The 17,607-nt window shown below is 63.2% G+C and carries 20 protein-coding genes; 14 read left to right on the top strand and 6 right to left on the bottom strand.

Features of this window, described 5'->3' with window-relative positions:
* From A3728_RS01830 to A3728_RS01820, 3 genes are all read left to right on the top strand, one after another.
* On the top strand, nt 1-748 hold a 748-nt coding region (locus tag A3728_RS01830; protein ID WP_067919735.1), incomplete at its 5' end, for a sodium:calcium antiporter.
* Nucleotides 749-881: 133 nt separating this feature from the next.
* Nucleotides 882-2,213, top strand: a complete 1,332-nt coding sequence (tig, locus tag A3728_RS01825; protein ID WP_067919733.1) for a trigger factor — start codon at nt 882-884, stop codon at nt 2,211-2,213.
* A 267-nt stretch (nt 2,214-2,480) separates the two neighbouring features.
* Nucleotides 2,481-3,662, top strand: a complete 1,182-nt coding sequence (locus A3728_RS01820) for a hypothetical protein (RefSeq protein WP_067919732.1) — start codon at nt 2,481-2,483, stop codon at nt 3,660-3,662.
* A gap of 27 nt (nt 3,663-3,689) precedes the next feature.
* Here the strand turns inward: A3728_RS01820 and A3728_RS01815 are convergent, their stop codons facing one another.
* From A3728_RS01815 to rpsF, 5 genes are all read right to left on the bottom strand, one after another.
* Nucleotides 3,690-4,316, bottom strand: a complete 627-nt coding sequence (locus A3728_RS01815) for a CatB-related O-acetyltransferase (RefSeq protein ID WP_082851121.1) — start codon at nt 4,314-4,316, stop codon at nt 3,690-3,692.
* Between the two features lie 56 nt (nt 4,317-4,372).
* Entirely contained in the window at nt 4,373-4,861 is a 489-nt protein-coding gene (locus A3728_RS01810) for a lytic transglycosylase domain-containing protein (protein ID WP_067919730.1), read from the bottom strand.
* A 226-nt stretch (nt 4,862-5,087) separates the two neighbouring features.
* On the bottom strand, nt 5,088-5,735 hold the full coding sequence (gene rplI / locus A3728_RS01805) for a 50S ribosomal protein L9 (RefSeq protein WP_067919728.1): 648 nt from the start codon (nt 5,733-5,735) through the stop codon (nt 5,088-5,090).
* Between the two features lie 11 nt (nt 5,736-5,746).
* The gene (gene rpsR, locus A3728_RS01800) at nt 5,747-5,974 is read right to left on the bottom strand and encodes a 30S ribosomal protein S18 (protein WP_005852865.1); all 228 of its coding nucleotides are present in this window, start codon (nt 5,972-5,974) and stop codon (nt 5,747-5,749) included.
* Nucleotides 5,975-6,002: 28 nt separating this feature from the next.
* Nucleotides 6,003-6,356, bottom strand: a complete 354-nt coding sequence (gene rpsF / locus A3728_RS01795; RefSeq protein WP_067919726.1) for a 30S ribosomal protein S6 — start codon at nt 6,354-6,356, stop codon at nt 6,003-6,005.
* 306 nt (nt 6,357-6,662) lie between these two features.
* Between rpsF and A3728_RS01790 the strand changes: the two genes are divergently transcribed.
* The 10 genes from A3728_RS01790 to A3728_RS01750 all read left to right on the top strand — a co-directional run bounded on the left by A3728_RS01790 (nt 6,663) and on the right by A3728_RS01750 (nt 15,049).
* Nucleotides 6,663-7,154 carry a hypothetical protein gene (locus A3728_RS01790; protein ID WP_150120608.1) on the top strand — a complete coding sequence of 164 codons (492 nt, stop codon included), beginning with the start codon at nt 6,663-6,665 and terminating at the stop codon, nt 7,152-7,154.
* A gap of 140 nt (nt 7,155-7,294) precedes the next feature.
* Complete coding sequence (gene fabD / locus A3728_RS01785; RefSeq protein ID WP_067919724.1) at nt 7,295-8,227, top strand: ACP S-malonyltransferase; 933 nt, start codon at nt 7,295-7,297, stop codon at nt 8,225-8,227.
* Nucleotides 8,228-8,231: 4 nt separating this feature from the next.
* Nucleotides 8,232-8,813, top strand: a complete 582-nt coding sequence (locus tag A3728_RS01780) for a hypothetical protein (protein WP_067919723.1) — start codon at nt 8,232-8,234, stop codon at nt 8,811-8,813.
* 32 nt (nt 8,814-8,845) lie between these two features.
* The gene (gene fabG, locus A3728_RS01775) at nt 8,846-9,583 is read left to right on the top strand and encodes a 3-oxoacyl-[acyl-carrier-protein] reductase (protein ID WP_067919720.1); all 738 of its coding nucleotides are present in this window, start codon (nt 8,846-8,848) and stop codon (nt 9,581-9,583) included.
* A 197-nt stretch (nt 9,584-9,780) separates the two neighbouring features.
* Nucleotides 9,781-10,014, top strand: coding sequence for an acyl carrier protein (locus A3728_RS01770; RefSeq protein ID WP_067919716.1), 234 nt, complete (start codon nt 9,781-9,783; stop codon nt 10,012-10,014).
* A gap of 160 nt (nt 10,015-10,174) precedes the next feature.
* The gene (locus A3728_RS01765; RefSeq protein ID WP_067919714.1) at nt 10,175-10,708 is read left to right on the top strand and encodes a GNAT family N-acetyltransferase; all 534 of its coding nucleotides are present in this window, start codon (nt 10,175-10,177) and stop codon (nt 10,706-10,708) included.
* A gap of 88 nt (nt 10,709-10,796) precedes the next feature.
* Entirely contained in the window at nt 10,797-12,056 is a 1,260-nt protein-coding gene (fabF, locus tag A3728_RS01760) for a beta-ketoacyl-ACP synthase II (protein ID WP_067919712.1), read from the top strand.
* The gene (gene mltG / locus A3728_RS01755; protein WP_067919710.1) at nt 12,056-13,240 is read left to right on the top strand and encodes an endolytic transglycosylase MltG; all 1,185 of its coding nucleotides are present in this window, start codon (nt 12,056-12,058) and stop codon (nt 13,238-13,240) included. The genes fabF and mltG overlap by 1 nt, the downstream gene beginning before the upstream one ends.
* A gap of 185 nt (nt 13,241-13,425) precedes the next feature.
* Nucleotides 13,426-13,770 carry a hypothetical protein gene (locus A3728_RS22140; protein WP_236628025.1) on the top strand — a complete coding sequence of 115 codons (345 nt, stop codon included), beginning with the start codon at nt 13,426-13,428 and terminating at the stop codon, nt 13,768-13,770.
* A complete protein-coding gene (locus A3728_RS01750) occupies nt 13,679-15,049 on the top strand; it encodes a DNA-packaging protein (protein WP_201722224.1) in 1,371 nt (456 codons plus the stop codon). The genes A3728_RS22140 and A3728_RS01750 overlap by 92 nt, the downstream gene beginning before the upstream one ends.
* A 43-nt stretch (nt 15,050-15,092) precedes the next feature.
* Here A3728_RS01750 and A3728_RS01745 read toward each other — a convergent pair whose 3' ends face one another.
* Nucleotides 15,093-16,133, bottom strand: a complete 1,041-nt coding sequence (locus A3728_RS01745) for an aromatic ring-hydroxylating dioxygenase subunit alpha (RefSeq protein WP_067919708.1) — start codon at nt 16,131-16,133, stop codon at nt 15,093-15,095.
* Between the two features lie 337 nt (nt 16,134-16,470).
* Between A3728_RS01745 and A3728_RS01740 the strand changes: the two genes are divergently transcribed.
* Nucleotides 16,471-17,607 (top strand): phage portal protein (locus tag A3728_RS01740; RefSeq protein WP_067919707.1); only part of this gene is annotated, 1,137 nt, incomplete at its 3' end.

Genomic DNA, 17,607 nt, shown 5'->3' with positions numbered 1-17,607 from the left:
TATTGCGCTCGGGAACGTGGTGGGGTCGAACACGGCCAACATCCTGCTCATCCTCGGTGTTTCCGCCGTGCTGGCGCCCGTGATCGTCGGCAGTGCGGCGTTCAAGCGTGACGGGGCGGTGCTGATGGGGGCGTCGCTGCTCTGTGTTGCCGTCGTGCTCTGGGGGCGCGTCGGCGCGGGCCTCGGCCTCGTGATGGTGGGATCGCTGCTCGCCTATCTGGCCTTCATGCTGATCGGCGCGCGCAAGGGCGCGACCGTGGAGGTCGACGCCCCGGATGCGAGCGACATGGGGCTCGGTAAGTCACTGGTCTGGCTTTTCGTCGGTCTGGCACTGACCATCGGTGCGGCGCGGCTGCTGGTTATCGGGGCCGTGGCGCTGGCCGAAGACTGGGGCATGTCGCAGGCGGTGATCGGTCTGACCATCGTGGCGGTGGGCACCAGCATGCCGGAGCTCGTGACCTCCATCGTCGCGGCGCGGCGGGGGCAGGGGGACGTGGCCTTTGGCAACGTGATCGGGTCGAACATCTTCAACATCCTCGGCATCCTTGGCATTACCGCCATCGTGAGCCCGCTGGACGTGCCCGCGCAGATCGCCGGTTTCGATATCTGGGTGATGATCGCGGCCACGCTGGCACTCGTGGTTTTCGCGCGGACGGGCTGGAAGATCACCCGGACCGAGGGCGCGGTCTTTCTGGCCGCCTATGCGGCCTATACCTCCTTCCTTGTGCTTTACGCAGCGGGCGCCTGACGCGGGCGGGTGCCCGGTGCCGGGGCAGCGTGCCGATCGGCCGCTTGCCCCTTGCACCGGCGGGACGGGGGCCATAGAAGGGCGGAAATTTTTCGCCCGCGCGGTTTGCGCGGCCTCATCCTATGGAGCACACATGCAGGTCAACGAGACGCTGAACGAAGGTCTGAAACGCGGCTATGCCATCACGGTGACGGCGGACGAGCTGGAGGCCAAGGTCAACGAGAAACTGGCCGAGGCGCAGCCCGACGTAGAGATGAAGGGCTTCCGCAAGGGCAAGGTGCCGATGGCGCTGCTGAAAAAGCAGTTCGGCCAGCGGGTGATGGGCGAAGCGATGCAGGAAAGCATCGACAGCGCGATGAACGAGCATTTCGAGAAGACCGGCGACCGCCCTGCCATGCAGCCCGAGGTCAAGATGACCAACGAGGACTGGAAAGAAGGCGACGACGTCGAAGTCTCCATGTCCTACGAGGCGCTGCCGGAGATCCCCGAGCTCGACATGAAATCGATCAAGCTGGAAAAGCTGGTCGTGAAGCCGGACGATGCCGCCGTGGACGAGGCGCTGGCGAACCTGGCCGAGACGGCGCAGGATTTCAAAGCCCGCAAGAAAGGCTCCAAGGCCAAGGACGGCGATCAGGTCGTGATGGACTTCGTCGGCAAGGTCGACGGTGAGGCATTCGAGGGCGGCTCCGCCGAGGATTACCCGCTGGTGCTGGGGTCCAATTCCTTCATTCCGGGCTTCGAGGAACAGCTTGTCGGCGTGAAGGCCGGTGAGGAAAAATCCGTGACCGTGAGCTTCCCCGAAGGCTATCAGGCCGAGCATCTGAAGGGTAAGGAAGCGACGTTCGATTGCACCATCAAAGAGGTGAAGGAGCCGGTCGCCGCCGAGGTGAACGACGATCTCGCCAAGAAGTTCGGAGCCGAGGATCTGGACGCGCTCAAGGGCCAGATCTCCGAGCGGCTGGAAGCGGAATACGCCGGTGCGAGCCGCGCGGTGATGAAGCGCGCCCTGCTGGACGAGCTGGACCGCATGGTCAGCTTCGATCTGCCGCCCTCGCTCGTCGATGCGGAAGCGGGCCAGATCGCGCACCAGCTGTGGCACGAGGAAAACCCGGACGTGCAGGGCCACGACCACCCCGAGATCGAGCCGACGGATGAGCACAAGAAACTGGCTGAGCGCCGGGTGCGCCTTGGCCTGCTGCTGGCCGAAGTGGGCCAGAAGGCCGAGGTTCAGGTCACCGATGCCGAGATGACCCAGGCGATCATGAACCAGGCGCGTCAGTACCCGGGGCAGGAGCGTCAGTTCTTTGAATTCGTTCAGCAGAACCAGCAGATGCAGCAGCAGATGCGCGCCCCGATCTTCGAAGACAAGGTCGTCGACCACATCGTGGAGAATGCCGAGGTTTCCGAGAAGGAGATCAGCAAGGACGAGCTTCAGAAGCGTGTCGAGGAACTCGAAGACGAGTGATCGCCCGCACGGTTTGACATGTCAGGGCCGTCCTTCGGGGCGGCCCTTTGCGTTTGGCGGGACTGTTTTGTGGGCAAGCCTAAGTAGAGTTCTGGTAGCGCACCAGAGTAGATGGCTGCTGCGCCGGTCCGTGGTCGCACCAAGTTACCTCATGGACAATTCGACCAGATCCGCATCAGAGTGCGGTATGAGAGACAAATCCACATGGTTCGATAGTTCGCCCGAAACGACTGGAAGGCCGTGCCGATTGCCGCCGCGAGAGCCGTCATGACCGATCGCCATTCATCCGACACCTATGTTGTCGGCGTCATGAAGATGGAAGTCGAGGGGCGGGACTCGGAGCGGTTTGGCGATGTTGTCGCCCGCGCTGTCGCGACGCTTGATGAGGTCTTTTCACAAGAATTGCAGCTCCGGACCCAAACACTGGCATTCGCGGGCGCACATCTTACGCCCGGTGCAGGCAATTACGCGCCGCTGGACTTTCTCGAAATCGGATTGGCCGAAAAGCTCGAACGTGATCTGCCTTTCCTGCTTATCATTACCGAAGTCGACCTCTCCTCAAAATCTCTCGCCTATACGCTGGCGCTACCGAGCCAGCTTACAAACATCGCGGTCATTTCGACCCGGCGGCTCGATCCCGCGTTCTGGGGTGACGAGTCTGATCCGGACCGCACCGCGGATCGGCTCGCTGCTCTGATGTTGCATTGTTTTGGCCATCTGAACGGGCTGCGCCATAATGCTGATCCGACGAAGGCGATGTTTGCAATCGAAGGGGTTCAGGACCTCGACCGCATGGCGCGGTTCGACGCGGACGAATTGCAGCAAATCGCGCGCAATTTACCGCGCGAGGCCCGAGAACGTTCAACCCGCGATGACAAGGTAAGGTTCACGCTGCGGATGCTCTTTGAGGATGCGGGAGCCATCGCACGGGCGGTCGTTCGCGCCAACCCGTTTCGATTGCTCACGATGATGCCGACGATGCTGGCGGCCGCACTATCTGTCATCGTCGTGTTGGTGTTCAGCGCAGAGACCTGGGATGTCGCGAGCGCTGTTTCGATGCCGCAGATCCTGTCCTTTTCGCTTATGTGTCTCGCTTCCGCGGCATTCGTGCTTTACCGGGCCTTCGCGTTCGACACGCTGCTCAGCCGCGACCGAAGGATCACGGAGTCAGGGATCGTGACGATGGCGGCGACCATCCTCTGCCTGGTACTCACGCTTTTGCTGATGTTCCTGTTCTTCGGCGGCCTGATGTATCTGGTCATCATCTCCGTTTTTCCGGAAAGGCTGATGGAAAGCTGGCCGGGCACCGGGGACGCGACGACCACCATCGATCACCTCAAGCTCAGCCTGTTCCTTGCCGCCATGGGCGTACTCGCAGGATCGCTTGGCGGACGCTCGGACAGCCGTGACCTCGTGCGCGGTGTATTGTTCTTCACTGAGGAGACCTGAAGCAGACCAGCCGGAAGCGGAGCATTTTCAGCTGTCATCCTCAGGGGCGGGTGGCATCGCTTCCAGCATGTCGAGGGCCGCGGCGATGTCGTCGAAGGGAAGGCCGGAGACCTCGGCGAACGGGCGGTTCCACCAGCGGGATGCCAGCAGCCGTTCAATGGTCACCTCGTCAAAGCGGTAGCGCAGCACCGATGCCGGGCTTCCGACGACGATAGCATAGGGCGGCACATCCTTGTTCACGAGTGCATTGCCGCCGATGACGGCACCTGTGGCGATGGTCACGCCGCGCAGGATCAGGGCGTTGGCGCCGATCCAGACGTCGTGGCCGATGGTGACGCCCGCACCTTCGTCGAAAGGGACGCGGTCGACCGCCTCATACTCCGGCTGGCCGCCGAAGTGGTAGCTGCGATACTGGAAGGGGTGGGTGCTCAGGAAATGCGTGGGGTGGGCCACCGCGCCGATGTTCACGGCGCGGGCGATGGAGCAATAGCGCCCGATGCGGGTGCCGCGGCCGCATACGGTGAACTCCGACACATAGCTCATCGCGCCCATGAAGCAGTTGGGGCCGAGGATGGAAAGCCGCTCCATCATGATCGGCGTTTCATGGCGCGCGGACCGGCTGATCCGGGCGCGTTTGTGGATGTCGTTTTCCATGCGCCCGAGTTAGGGCGCAGGCAGGCAGGTTGTCACGCGGAAAATACGCCCGCGTGTCAGCCGGCGCGCAGACCCGTTTCCACCAACATGCCGCGTTTTTTGGCTTCGTAGTAATAGCCGCGCGAATACCATTTGACCGCCGTGTCGAAACTGCCGTTGGCCAGAAGCCATGCGCCGCGCAGGTATTTTACCGCGAATTGCAGGTTGGTGTTCGCGTCCAGCAGTTCAGAAGGCTCGCCCCGAAAGCCCATGGTGCGGGCTGTGGCGGGCAGGATCTGCAAGAGGCCGTAGTAGGGGCCGTTGCGGGCATGGGGGCGATGGGTGCTTTCGCGAATGGCGAGGCGGTGGACCAGCGGGCGGGGCACACCGTAGTGGTCGGCCCAGTAGTTGATCTGGCGGCGCAGTTCCGGCGTCTCGTTGGGGTGAAGCGGCGGACCCGCAGGCAGGGGCGGGGGGGTGACCATGTCCGGTGTAGCGGCGCTGCAGCCGGTCAATGCGGTGGCGACGATGAAGGAAAGGAACGCGCGTCTGGTGGTCAGGGACATGTCAGTCAGCCGGTGTTGTTTCGCTGCCGGGACATTTGCCAAAAGCGGCGCATGAAACAACCTTGGCGTTCCAACGCCTCCCAGCCGCTGGCAGGGCGCCGCCGACGGGGCAGATTCGTAAGCGGAAGGACGCCGAACCGCGCGGGCCGTCAAAAGGGGCGAAAAAGCAGAAAGGCCGGGCGATCTTGCCCGGCCTTTCGATCATTTCAAGCGCGAAGCGTCGCGATCAGCGGTCGAGCTTTTCGTCCAGTTCGGACTTTTCCAGCACGGCCGGTTCGTCGGTGCGCTGTTCGTCCTCGGTCTCCAACTCGTCGAGCTGGGCGGCGCCGATATCGTCGAACAACTCCTGAATCTCGAATTCCGCTTCGGCTTCTTCCTCTGCGGCGAGTTCCTGGATCGACTTGCCGGAGGCCTGAAGCTCTGCCTCTTCGGGGGAGCGTGCGACGTTCAGCTGGATGGTGGCGTCGACCTCGGGGTGCAGGACGATCTGCACGTCGTGCAGGCCCAGTTCCTTGATCGGCTGGCCCAGAACCACCTGCTTGCGGTCCACGGTGAAGCCTTCGGCGGTCGCGGCATCGGCGGCGTCACGGGTGGTGACGGAGCCATAGAGCGCACCCGCATCGGAAGCGGAGCGAATCACGACGAACTGCTGACCGTTCAGCTTCTCGGCCATCTTCTCGGCTTCCTTGCGGGTCTCGAGGTTCTGTGCCTCAAGCTGGGCCTTGCGGCCCTCGAAGGCTTCGATGTTGGCCTTGGAGGCCGACAGCGCCTTGCCCTGCGGCAGCAGGAAGTTGCGGGCATAGCCGGGCTTCACGTCCACGACTTCGCCCATCTGGCCCAGCTTGGCCACACGTTCCAGAAGGATAACTTGCATGTGCTCTCTCCTTACTTGACGGCGTAGGGCAGCAGGGCGAGGAAACGGGCGCGTTTGATGGCACGGGCCAGTTCACGCTGCTTCTTCGCCGAGACGGCGGTGATACGGCTGGGCACGATCTTGCCACGCTCGGAGATGTAGCGTTGCAGCAGGCGCGTGTCCTTGTAGTCGATTGCGGGTGCATTGTCGCCCGAGAAGGGGCAGACCTTGCGACGGCGGAAAAATGGTTTTGCAGCCATGGTTTAGATCCTTTTCCTCAAGCCAAAATCAGCGGCGCTCGCGGCGGTCGGACCGCTCGTCGCGCTTTTGCATCTGAACCGACGGCAGTTCCTTGTGCTCGTCCACCTTGATGGTCAGCACGCGCATGACGTCGTCGTGCAGGCGCATCAGGCGTTCCATTTCCTGCACGGCCGCCGCGGGGGCATCCGAACGCAGGAAGGCATAATGGCCCTTGCGGTTCTTGTTGATCTTGTAGGCCATCGTCTTGACGCCCCAGTACTCGCTGTCGACGAGCTTGCCGTCGTTGTCCGCGAGAACGGTTCCGAAATGTTCGATGAGGCCTTCGGCTTGCGTGTTGGACAGATCCTGACGCGCGATCATGACATGCTCATAAAGCGGCATGTGCTCTCCTATTTGTATCGAGGCGCATTTCATAGGCAGGGCGGTTCCCCCTTGCGGCCCCACCACGAGAGACTGCGCGGTTAAACGTCTTGCAAGGGAATGGCCGATATACACGGTTTGGCCGCCGGGGCAAGGGCGGATCGCCATGGCTGGGCGACCTGCGGGCTGCCATGTCCGCCGCCCGTGCAGCCCCGACAAAGCCCTGACAAAACACCTGCCCCGCCGCGGGAGCGCCGTGCTTCCGCCATGATCGGTACCGACATTGGAATGAAGCACAAAACCATAAAAAATCCGAGGTTCGAGAAGATGACAGCAACAGCACAGGTTACGCGCCGACCGCTCCCCGTTATTCCGGTTCGGATGGTGGACGGGGGCCGCATGATGGTCCGGGCGGCACAGAGGTTGATCGGGGTCGCGATCCTGATCGCGGTTGGGGGCCTATGGCTCTTGCCCTCCGGCGGGTGGGAGGCGGATGTCGTCCTGTTCAAGCTGGTGCTTTCGCTGACGGGGGTGCTGGCGGGCCTCTGCCTGCTGCAGGCCAGCGCTGCACCCGATGCGCCGCAGATCGAACTGGACGTGGAAAACCGGGAGCTGCGGCTCGTCCGCAAGTTGGCCGGGGGGCGCACCGTGGTGCTACGCAGCTGCCGCTTTGGCAACCTGTCCCACGCGGAACGCCGGGGCGCGCACCTACGCCTGTGGGATGAGACCGATCGCCTGATCGCAGAGCTGACGCTTGCCGATCGCGATGCCCTGCGCGCGGTCGTTGCCGTGCTGCGGGACGAGGGAAAGCTGGTCTGATCTGCGCCGCATGAGGGCGTGCCCCCCTGAAATGTCCGACGGCCCCGGTGCCCCGCCGGGGTATCGTCTTGGGGCGCTGTGGTCTTGTTCGTACCGGGCCTGCGGGATACATCTGGGCAAATTCCAGATAAGGGGACAGCATGAGCATCGCATTCGTATTCCCGGGCCAGGGTGCCCAGACTATCGGCATGGGCAAGGAGCTGGCGGACAGCTATCCGGAGGCCCGCGCGGTGTTCGAAGAGGTCGACGAGGCACTGGGCGAAAGCCTTTCGTCGCTGATCTGGGAAGGCGAGATCGAAACATTGACCCTGACGGAGAATGCCCAGCCCGCGCTGATGGCGACCTCCATGGCTGCGATGGCGGCCTTGAAGGCCGAAGGGGTCGACATATCCCGCGCATCCTATGTGGCGGGCCATAGCCTGGGCGAATACAGCGCGCTTTGCGCCGCCGGAACGCTGACGCTTTCCGATGCCGCGCGTCTTCTGCGGATCCGGGGCAAGGCCATGCAGGCCGCCGTTCCCGTGGGCGAGGGCGCGATGGCGGCCGTGCTGGGGCTCGATCTGCCGCAGGTGGAGCAGGTGGCCCGGGATGCCGCCGCCGCGGGGGTCTGCGAGGTCGCCAACGAAAACGATCCGGCGCAGACGGTGGTTTCGGGAACCCGGGCCGCGGTGGAAAAGGCCGTCGATCTGGCGAAGGAGGCCGGTGCCAAGCGGGCCTTGCTGTTGCCGGTCTCCGCTCCCTTTCATTGCTCGCTGATGCAACCGGCGGCAAACGAGATGGCGAGCGCCCTGTCGGATGTGAGCTTTGCCGCCCCGGCGGTGCCGGTGGTGACCAACGTTCTGGCGACGGGGGTGACGGATGCGGACAAGCTGCGACAGCTTCTGGTGGAACAGGTGACAGGCCGCGTGCGCTGGAAAAGCTCCGTCGAGTGGATGGCGGCCCAAGGGGTCAGCGATGTGTGGGAGATCGGCGCGGGCAAGGCGCTGAGCGGTATGATCCGACGCATCGACAAGTCCTTGGCGACCCGTGCGGTCGGCACCCCGCAAGAGGTGGCCGCGGCGGGGGAGGTCTGAGCCGGTGATCCGCCTTTGCGCGGCGCTTCTGTTGGCATTGATCCTTTCGGGATGCGATTTCGCCAGCAATTATCTGGAACGGACGCAGTTCGAGGTGCAGGGCGACCGGCTGCTGATGACGGGGCTCATCACCTCCTACACGCCGGGGCGGTTCGAGCGGATGGTCGCCGCGCATCCGCAGGTAGATACGGTCGTGCTGCGGGGCATCGAAGGGTCGGTGGACGACGCGGCGATGATCGCCATGGGGTACCGGCTGCGCGCGCTGGGGCTGGATACGCATCTGGAAAGCTACAGCCAGATTTATTCGGGCGGCGCGCAACTCTTCCTCAGCGGGGTGGAGCGCACGATGGAGCGGGGCGCGATTATCGGCGTGCACAGCTGGCGGGACAACCGGCGGGACGGGTCGGTCTATCCACGCGGTTCACCGAAACATGCATTGAACCGCCGCTACGTGGAAGACATGCTGGGGAGTGATGCTTTCTACTGGTTCACGTTGCGGGCGGCGCCGTCGAATGGCATGCACATCCTGAACGAGGCTGAAATCGCCCATTACCGGCTGCTCACGCGCCCTATACTCGCCCCCTGAGCGGGCGGAACAAAGCAAAGAAGGAAGAAGACATGTTCGATCTTACAGGCAAGACGGCTCTGGTCACGGGGGCCTCGGGCGGTATTGGGGCGGAAATCGCCCGGGTGCTGCATGCGCAGGGCGCCGCTGTCGGCCTGTCGGGGACGCGCAAGGATCCGCTGGAGGCGCTGGCGCAAGAACTGGGCGAGCGCGCGCATGTCCTGCCCTGCAACCTGAGCGACATGGCGGCGGTCGAAGCGTTGCCGAAGCAGGCGGTGGAGGCGATGGGTTCGGTCGATATTCTGGTGAACAACGCGGGCATCACCCGCGACAATCTTTTCATGCGCATGTCGGACGAGGAATGGTCCAGCGTGCTGGAGGTGAACCTTACGGCCACATTCAAGCTCTGTAAGGGGGTGATGCGCGGCATGATGAAGTCCCGCTGGGGGCGGATCGTCAACATCTCCTCTGTCGTGGGGGCCACAGGCAATCCGGGGCAGGCCAATTACGCCGCGTCAAAGGCCGGCATGGTCGGCATGTCGAAATCGCTTGCCTACGAAGTGGCGAGCCGGGGCATCACAGTGAATGCCGTGGCGCCGGGTTTCATCACCACGGCCATGACAGACAAGCTGACCGATGATCAGAAAAAGGGCATCATGGACCAGATTCCCGCGGCCCGCATGGGCGAGCCGGGCGAAATCGCCGCCGCCGTGCTCTATCTTTCCAGTCCGGAAGCCGCCTATGTCACCGGGACGACCTTGCATGTGAACGGCGGGATGGCCATGCTCTGACCTGCGCCGAGATAGCGTTTGCCAATATGGTGGCATATGCTAAACGAAGCGCAGATTCTAACGCGGGTGCTTGATCGTACCCTGATCCTTGTGCAAACAGGGTAGATAGCCGCCCCTTTTGGGGCATCCTCCAACCGCCCCGGAACGGCGCACGGAAACCAAAAGGGGCCGATGGCCCGAAGACATGAGGACATATTATGAGCGACGTCGCAGAGCGCGTTAAGAAGATCGTGGTTGAGCACCTGGGTGTGGAAGAGGAAAAGGTCACCGAGAACGCGTCGTTCATCGACGATCTGGGTGCCGACAGCCTCGACACCGTGGAACTGGTGATGGCGTTCGAAGAGGAATTCGGCATCGAGATCCCCGATGACGCCGCCGAGAACATCCAGACCGTGGGTGACGCGGTGAAGTTCATCAAGGAAGCGTCCTGATATAGTGCCGCGGCCCCCGGGGGCCGGACGGCAACTGAACAAAGCGGCGTCGGTCCACGCGGATCGGCGCCGCTTTTTTATTCGGAACGTGCAAGGCGGGTTGTGCTCGACGCGGGATGGTTCCACCATGGAGGGAACTGCAACACAGGGGGTCGCATACATGGCGCGGAATATTCCGATCATCAACACGGCCCGTTTGACGCTGCGCGGGATGCGGTCGGAAGACTTCGCGCGGTTCGCCGAAATCTGGGCCTCGCCCGAAGTAGTGGCCCATATCAGCGGCGAGCCTTGGCCCAAGAGCCGGTCGTGGGATGCGTTTCTGCGCAATGCGGGGCATTGGCAGATTACCGGATTCGGGCAATGGGGCGTGCAGTTGCATGGCCAGCGGGACCTGTGCGGGCAGGCCGGGTTCTTTTTCGGCGCGCGCCAATTGGGCATCGATTTCGATCCCTATCCGGAGGCCCGCTGGGTCATTGCACCCGATGTCCGGGGCCGGGGCCTTGGCCTTGAGGCCGCGACGGCGGCGCATGACTGGTATGATCGGATCATGGGGGGCCATACCGTCTGCAAGATATCCCCGGAGGATGCGGTTTCGCTGAAGCTGGCCGAAACGCTGGGCTATGCGCCGCTGAGAGATGTGGAGATCGACGGTGCTGCTGCCCGGCTGATGGCGCGCAAGGGCCCGCCGGTCTGAACGGGCAATGCGGCGCTGCGCCCTTGAATTTCACCGAGCCGGCACTGTATAGCCGGGCAACGCGAAAACACACCAAGGGGGCTTGGATATGCGCAGAGTTGTTGTGACGGGCATGGGATTGGTGACACCCCTTGCAGATGGCGTCGAGGAAAGCTGGAGCCGGATTCTGGACGGTCAGTCCGGCGCAGGTCCGATCACGGGTTTCGATGCCAGCGCGCTCGTGACGCAATATGCCTGTGAAGTACCCCTCGGCGATGGCAGCGACGGCACGTTCAACGCCGATCACTACATGGAGCCGAAGGAGCAGCGTAAGGTCGATACCTTTATCCTGTTCGGCATGGCGGCGGCGCAGCAGGCCGTGGAGGATTCGGGCTGGATGCCGACAGAGACCGAAGATCTGGAGCGCACCGGCGTTCTGATCGGTTCCGGCATCGGGGGGCTGAATTCCATCGCGAATACCGCCATCACCATGAAGGAAAAAGGACCGCGCCGCGTCAGCCCGTTCTTTGTGCCCGGGGCGCTGATCAACCTGATCTCGGGGCAGGTCAGCATCCGCTACGGGTTCAAGGGGCCGAACCATTCGGTCGTGACCGCCTGTTCCACCGGGGCCCATGCCATCGGCGACGCCTCGCGCCTGATCCGTCACGGCGATGCGGATGTGATGATCGCGGGCGGCGCGGAGGCGGCGATCTGCGAGATCGGCATCGCGGGCTTCAACGCCTGCAAGGCGCTGAGCACCAAGCGCGGCGACGACCCCAAGAAGGCCAGCCGCCCCTATGACGTGGACCGCGACGGTTTCGTCATGGGCGAAGGCGCGGGTATCGTCGTGCTGGAGGAATACGAACACGCCAAGGCGCGGGGTGCGAAGATCTATGCCGAAGTGCTGGGCTATGGTCTGTCGGGAGACGCCTATCACATCACCGCCCCGTCGGAGACCGGCGAAGGCGGCGAACGGTCCATGCGGGCGGCGTTGAAGAACGCGAATCTGGAGCCGAGCGATGTCGATTACATCAACGCCCATGGCACATCGACGATGGCCGATACCATCGAGCTTAGCGCGGTGGAGCGGCTGATGGGTGAACATGCGGGCAAGGTCACCATGTCTTCCACGAAGTCAGCGACCGGGCATCTGCTGGGGGCCGCAGGCGCGATCGAGGCGATATTCAGCATTCTGGCGATCCGTGATCAGGTGGCGCCGCCGACCATCAACCTCGACAATCCGGCGGTGGAAACCCCCATCGATCTGGCGCCGAACAAGAAGGTGGCGCGCAAGATCGATGTTGCCCTGAGCAACTCCTTCGGCTTCGGGGGCACCAACGCGAGCGTCGTCTTCGGGAAAGTTTCGTAATGTGGCGTCATATCGCGTCCAACGCGGTCACCCTGCTGATCGTGGGCCTGTTCCTGTTGGGCGGGCTCATCCTGTGGGGGCGCGCGCAGTACCAGCAACCCGGACCGCTGGCGCAGGCCATCTGCGTGCAGGTGGAGCGGGGATCGAACATGCGTCAGGTCAGCCGTGATCTGGAGGCGCAGGGCGCGGTGACATCCGGGTCGATCTTTCGCATCGGCGCGGACTACGAAGAGAAGACATCCAATCTGAAGGCGGGCAGTTTTCTGGTCCAGCCCGAACAGTCCATGCAGGAAATCGTGGATGTGATTACCCGGGGCGGGGCCAGCACCTGCGGTACCGAAGTCGTCTACCGCATCGGGGTGAACGCGGTGTCGGTACAGGTGCGTGAGCTTGATCCGCAGACTAACCGCTTTGTCGAGCGGGCCGAGTTCGACCCGGCCGCCGAGGAAGCGCCGGTGCTTTACACCGAGACCAAGGAAAAGAACGACACCCGTTTTCGCGTGGCCATGGCCGAGGGCGTGACAAGCTGGCAGGTGGTCGAGGCGCTGAAGTCTATCGACCTGCTCAACGGTGAAATCGGCGAGGTCCCGGCCGAGGGTACATTGGCGCCCGACAGCTACGAGGTGCGTCCGGGGGACGATCGCGGGGCGATCCTTGCCCAGATGAAGGCGGCGCAGGAGGCGCAGCTTGCAGCAGCATGGGACGCGCGTGATCCCGGTTTGCCGGTCGAGACGCCGGAAGAATTGCTGACGCTCGCCTCCATCGTCGAGAAGGAGACCGGGGTCGCGGAGGAACGCGGGCAGGTGGCCAGCGTATTCGTGAACCGGCTGAACGAGGGGATGCGGCTGCAGACCGACCCCACCGTGATCTACGGGATCACCAAGGGCGAAGGCGTGCTGGGTCGCGGCTTGCGGCGTTCTGAGCTTCGCGCCGAAACGCCTTGGAATACTTATGTTATTTCCGGTTTGCCGCCCACGCCCATCGCGAATCCGGGCCGGGCCAGCCTGATGGCTGCAGCACAGCCCGAGGAAACCGATTTCATCTATTTCGTCGCGGATGGCACCGGCGGTCATGCCTTTGCCAAGACGCTCGCGGAGCATAACGAGAATGTCGCCAAGTGGCGCCGGATCGAGGCGGAACGGGGCGCCGAGGCCGCGGGAAATGCCTCCACCGGGGGAAACTGAAAGAAATTATTTAGCGATCGTACTGGCTTGCAAGGTATTGTTAACCCAATTTCGATTGACAGAGCGCACGTTCTGACGTAGTTTCCTTGGCATGCTAGAAGACTTGTAAGGCGGCCCCGGCACCATCCGGAGGCCGCTTTTTCATGTCTGCTCGGTTGGAGTGATCCAGACGAGAGGTAAGCGATATGACGGAAGTTACCCCGGAACAGGCGTTGGCCGACAGCGCGGAAGTACTGACCGCGTTGCAGGAGGCGGTGCGCGGTCTGCGCAAAGAGATCGAAGGCCTGACTGAACAGGCCCGATCCGGGGGGGAAATTGCCGAAACAAGTGCAAAGCGGCAGCTGGGACAGATCCAGGGGCTGGTGGCGCATTGTGCGAAAGCGGAGAACATATTGAATGAATGTCGAAACAGGCAAGCAGGAGTGGTCAGCGGAGGATATGCCGTCGATCTGGACAAGGCCCGCGCTGACATCGGGTGCAAGCTGGATCGGCTCCGTCGATGCGGCGGTTCAGGACCGGTTTCTCAATGAACTGGACGAGGCGGAGTTGCTGGCGCTGCCCTATCTTTTCGAGTTCTGGGCATTGCCGCATCAGCTTCCCCCCGAGGGGGACTGGCGATCATGGGTGATCATGGGAGGGCGCGGCGCGGGGAAAACCCGCGCCGGTGCCGAATGGGTTCGATCCAAGGTCGAGGGGGCGATGCCCCTCGACCCGGGGGCGTGTCGGCACGTGGCGCTCGTGGGGGAGACCATCGAGCAGGTGCGCGAGGTGATGATATTCGGCGACAGCGGGATATTGGCCTGTAGCCCGCCGGATCGCAGGCCGGTCTGGGAAGCCACCCGCAAGCGGCTTGTCTGGCCCAACGGCGCGGTGGCGAGCGTTCATTCGGCCCATGACCCCGAAGGGTTGCGGGGGCCGCAGTTCGATGCCGCCTGGGTGGATGAACTTGCCAAGTGGCGCAAGGCGGAGGCGGCGTGGGACCAGTTGCAGTTCGCCCTGAGACTGGGGGAATTGCCGCAGGTCTGCGTCACCACCACACCCCGGGATGTCGGAGTTCTGAAACGGTTGCTGGATGCGCCCTCGACGGTGACGACCCATGCGCCGACGGAAGCCAATGCGGCAAACCTTGCGGAGTCCTTTTTGGAGGAGGTGCGCCGGCGATATCGCGGCACGCGACTGGCCCGGCAGGAGTTGGACGGCGTGTTGTTAAGCGACGTGGAGGGAGCGTTGTGGACGGGTGCCGCACTCGACGCGCAAAGACTGGCGGACGCGCCGGATCTTGACCGGATCGTGGTGGGGCTGGACCCGGCGACCACGGGCAAAGCCGGATCGGACGAATGCGGGATCGTGGTGGTGGGGGCGCGTTTACAGGGGCCGCCGCAGGACTGGCGGGCCGTTGTATTGGCGGATTGCACCGTGACGGGGGCCACCCCCCACAGATGGGCCCGGGCGGCTATTTCGGCGATGGAGAGATTCGGGGCAGACCGGCTGATCGCCGAGGTCAATCAAGGCGGTCAGATGGTGGGTGAGGTCCTGCGGCAGGTGGACGAGTTCGTGCCCCTGCGCTCGGTCCATGCGACGCGGGGCAAGGTGGCGCGGGCGGAGCCGGTGGCGGCACTTTACGAACAGGGGCGTGTGTCGCATCTGGGCAGGCTGGATGCTTTGGAGGATCAGATGTGCCGGATGACTTTGCGGGGGTATGAGGGGCCGGGCTCCCCCGACCGGGTGGACGCGCTGGTCTGGGCTTTGCATGAGTTGATGATCGCCCCCGCTGCCGCGTGGCGCGCCCCGGGGGTGCGAAGCCTGTAGGGCCGTAGATCTGACTCTGGTTACGTCGAAGTGTCAGATACGTTCATTCCGCCATTTGCCGATCAACCTGTTGTTCTTCGTTGATCATGGCTTGCAACTGCCTTCGGAACCGCAGTTGGCCGCCATCGATCGGGAGGTCGATATGGGGGGATGTCTTGTTGGACATTCCCTTCTGCACTTCATTCAATACGGCGCGATCCTCTTCAAAGGCGTGCTGGACGTCGGCGGTCATCATCTTGGAGAGTTCTTTGTCGTCCGGTCGGATATTGCGAAGCTGGAACCAGTAATAGCGTGTCTGGCCCTCATCCGTCGGCGTCATGAAATTGTAGCTGTCCATGATGAACGTTTTTTCATGGAGCGGCCCGTCGGGGCCGCCGGTGCCTGCGGGGGTAAACACGGCCCTGATCAACGCATGTGAGGGGTAGCGCACCTCGTAGTGCTGCAAACGATCACAGTTGCCCTCGAACTCGATGACCTTCTTGTAGAACGGCGCGGGCTCGTGATCCATCATCCAGCGATGTACGATGACGCCTTCTTCGGTTTTCGTGATGCGCAGTGGGGTGTCCTTGGTTGCGTCGGTCGCAAAGCTGCTTTGGTGAACCCATGCAACATGGGTCGGGTCCAGCAGGTTGTCGCACATCAGAAGGTAGTTGCAGTCCAACTCCATCGCAGCGCCACAGTTGATGCCCCAGGCCGGGTCGTCATAGTTTTCAATCTCGAAGATGTCTGACGGATCGGCGAGCGCAGGGTTGCCCATCCATATCCAGACCAATCCGTATTTTTCGTGCAAGGGGTAGGCGTGGACCTTGGCGTTGGAGGGAATGCGTCCCGTCCCGGGGGCCCAGACGCACTGGCCTGCGCAGTCAAACGTCAGACCGTGATAGCCGCATTCGACGGTGTCGCCCTTGATGCGCCCTTTGCTGAGAGGCAATTTGCGATGAGGGCAGGCATCTTCTAATCCAACGAGATCACCGGCTTCGGAACGGAACACGCAGACTTTTTCGCCAAGGACCGTGATCTGTTGCAATTCGCGGGTAACTTCATGGCTCCAGGCGGCAACGTACCATGCATTTTTCAAGAACATCTGAGGCCCCGCTTTATTGATTTCCCTTGTGAACCGACTTTAGCTGTAACGCCACAATTATGTAAATCGGGCTGAAACCGCACACTGTTCAGGAATCGCCTGGGTAAACGCCACTGAGCAACCAACACCATATCCCTGCGAAGGGCGGCCCTTTCTGGCCGCCCTTTTTCGCATTTTCATGGCCCTTCCATGAGGCTCGGGAAAGGGTGTTGCGGGGTGGGCGTGCGCTGGTTCGTGCAGCTCTTAAGCCTTTGCTGAGAGATTTCTTTCCGAGCCGCAGGGCAGGGGGCAGTTGCTCCGGGATGCGGTGGCTCACGGGATCAGGAGGGAGCGACGGATGGTGTTCGATTTTCTGCGGCGAACGGGGGGTGCCGAGGTGGTGCCGGAGCGCAAAGCGTCCGCGACCGGCCCCGTGATCGCCTATCAGAGCAGTGGCCGCGTGGCATGGAGCGCGCGGGATACCGCGAGCCTGACCCGCACGGGCTTCTGCGCCAACCCGGTCGCCTTTCGCTGCGTGAAGCTGATCGCCGAGGCCGCGGCGGCCCTGCCGCTGGTCATCGGCAACGAACAGCGCCGTTTCGACACGCATCCCATGGCCGATCTGCTGGCCCGGCCCAACGCCGGACAGGGGCGCGCGGAACTGCTGGAGGCGCTTTACGCGCAACTGCTGCTGTCGGGGAACGGATATCTCGAAGCGGTGGGGGGCGAAGCGGGCCTGCCGGTCGAGCTGCATGTGTTGCGCAGCGACCGGATGGCGGTAGTGCCCGGGGCCGATGGCTGGCCCGTCGCCTTCGAATATGCGGTGGGCGGGCGCAAGCACCGGTTCGATGCCACTGGGTTGCACAGCGCCATCTGTCATCTGCGGAATTTTCATCCCCAGGATGATCACTATGGCTTCAGCCCGATGCAAGCCGCGGCCATGGCGCTGGATGTGCATAATGCCGCAACGCGCTGGTCCAAGGCGTTGCTGGACAATGCCGCACGCCCCAGCGGGGCCATCGTCTACCGCGGGGCCGAAGGGCAGGGCAAACTGTCGGACGATCAATACGACCGGCTCGTGAACGAGATGGAAAGCCATCATCAGGGTGCCCGCAACGCAGGCCGACCGATGCTGCTGGAAGGCGGGTTGGACTGGAAGCCCATGGGGTTTTCACCCTCCGACATGGAGTTCCAAAAAACCAAGGAGGCGGCGGCGCGGGAGATTGCGCTGGCATTCGGGGTGCCGCCGATGCTGCTGGGCATTCAGGGGGACGCGACCTACGCGAACTACCAGGAGGCGCACCGGGCCTTTTACCGGCTGACGGTGCTGCCGCTGGCGACCCGTATCTGCGCGGCCCTTGGCCAATGGCTCGACGGGTTCGACGGGGTGGGCGCGGCTGGGGTCACCTTGCGCCCGGATCTGGACCTTGTTCCGGCCCTGTCGGCAGAGCGCGATGCGCAATGGGCCCGGGTGTCGGCGGCGGAGTTCCTGAGC

Origin of the sequence: Sulfitobacter sp. HI0040, from assembly GCF_001634885.1 — a bacterium.
In the GTDB taxonomy this organism is placed as follows: Bacteria; Pseudomonadota; Alphaproteobacteria; order Rhodobacterales; family Rhodobacteraceae; genus Sulfitobacter.
The sequence above is the reverse complement of the archived record's forward strand: the minus strand, read 5'-3'. Positions and strand labels throughout refer to the sequence as shown.

Bases quoted from the DNA above. Each gene is read 5' to 3' on its own strand.
- A3728_RS01745 (WP_067919708.1), bottom strand. From the start codon at position 16,133: ATGTTCTTGAAAAATGCATGGTACGTTGCCGCCTGGAGCCATGAAGTT.
- A3728_RS01815 (WP_082851121.1), bottom strand. From the start codon at position 4,316: ATGGAAAACGACATCCACAAACGCGCCCGGATCAGCCGGTCCGCGCGC.
- A3728_RS01750 (WP_201722224.1), top strand. From the start codon at position 13,679: ATGCCGTCGATCTGGACAAGGCCCGCGCTGACATCGGGTGCAAGCTGG.
- tig (WP_067919733.1), top strand. From the start codon at position 882: ATGCAGGTCAACGAGACGCTGAACGAAGGTCTGAAACGCGGCTATGCC.
- fabG (WP_067919720.1), top strand. From the start codon at position 8,846: ATGTTCGATCTTACAGGCAAGACGGCTCTGGTCACGGGGGCCTCGGGC.
- rpsF (WP_067919726.1), bottom strand. From the start codon at position 6,356: ATGCCGCTTTATGAGCATGTCATGATCGCGCGTCAGGATCTGTCCAAC.
- rpsR (WP_005852865.1), bottom strand. From the start codon at position 5,974: ATGGCTGCAAAACCATTTTTCCGCCGTCGCAAGGTCTGCCCCTTCTCG.
- fabD (WP_067919724.1), top strand. From the start codon at position 7,295: ATGAGCATCGCATTCGTATTCCCGGGCCAGGGTGCCCAGACTATCGGC.
- mltG (WP_067919710.1), top strand. From the start codon at position 12,056: ATGTGGCGTCATATCGCGTCCAACGCGGTCACCCTGCTGATCGTGGGC.
- rplI (WP_067919728.1), bottom strand. From the start codon at position 5,735: ATGCAAGTTATCCTTCTGGAACGTGTGGCCAAGCTGGGCCAGATGGGC.
- A3728_RS22140 (WP_236628025.1), top strand. From the start codon at position 13,426: ATGACGGAAGTTACCCCGGAACAGGCGTTGGCCGACAGCGCGGAAGTA.
- A3728_RS01810 (WP_067919730.1), bottom strand. From the start codon at position 4,861: ATGTCCCTGACCACCAGACGCGCGTTCCTTTCCTTCATCGTCGCCACC.
- A3728_RS01790 (WP_150120608.1), top strand. From the start codon at position 6,663: ATGACAGCAACAGCACAGGTTACGCGCCGACCGCTCCCCGTTATTCCG.
- fabF (WP_067919712.1), top strand. From the start codon at position 10,797: ATGCGCAGAGTTGTTGTGACGGGCATGGGATTGGTGACACCCCTTGCA.
- A3728_RS01770 (WP_067919716.1), top strand. From the start codon at position 9,781: ATGAGCGACGTCGCAGAGCGCGTTAAGAAGATCGTGGTTGAGCACCTG.
- A3728_RS01820 (WP_067919732.1), top strand. From the start codon at position 2,481: ATGACCGATCGCCATTCATCCGACACCTATGTTGTCGGCGTCATGAAG.
- A3728_RS01765 (WP_067919714.1), top strand. From the start codon at position 10,175: ATGGCGCGGAATATTCCGATCATCAACACGGCCCGTTTGACGCTGCGC.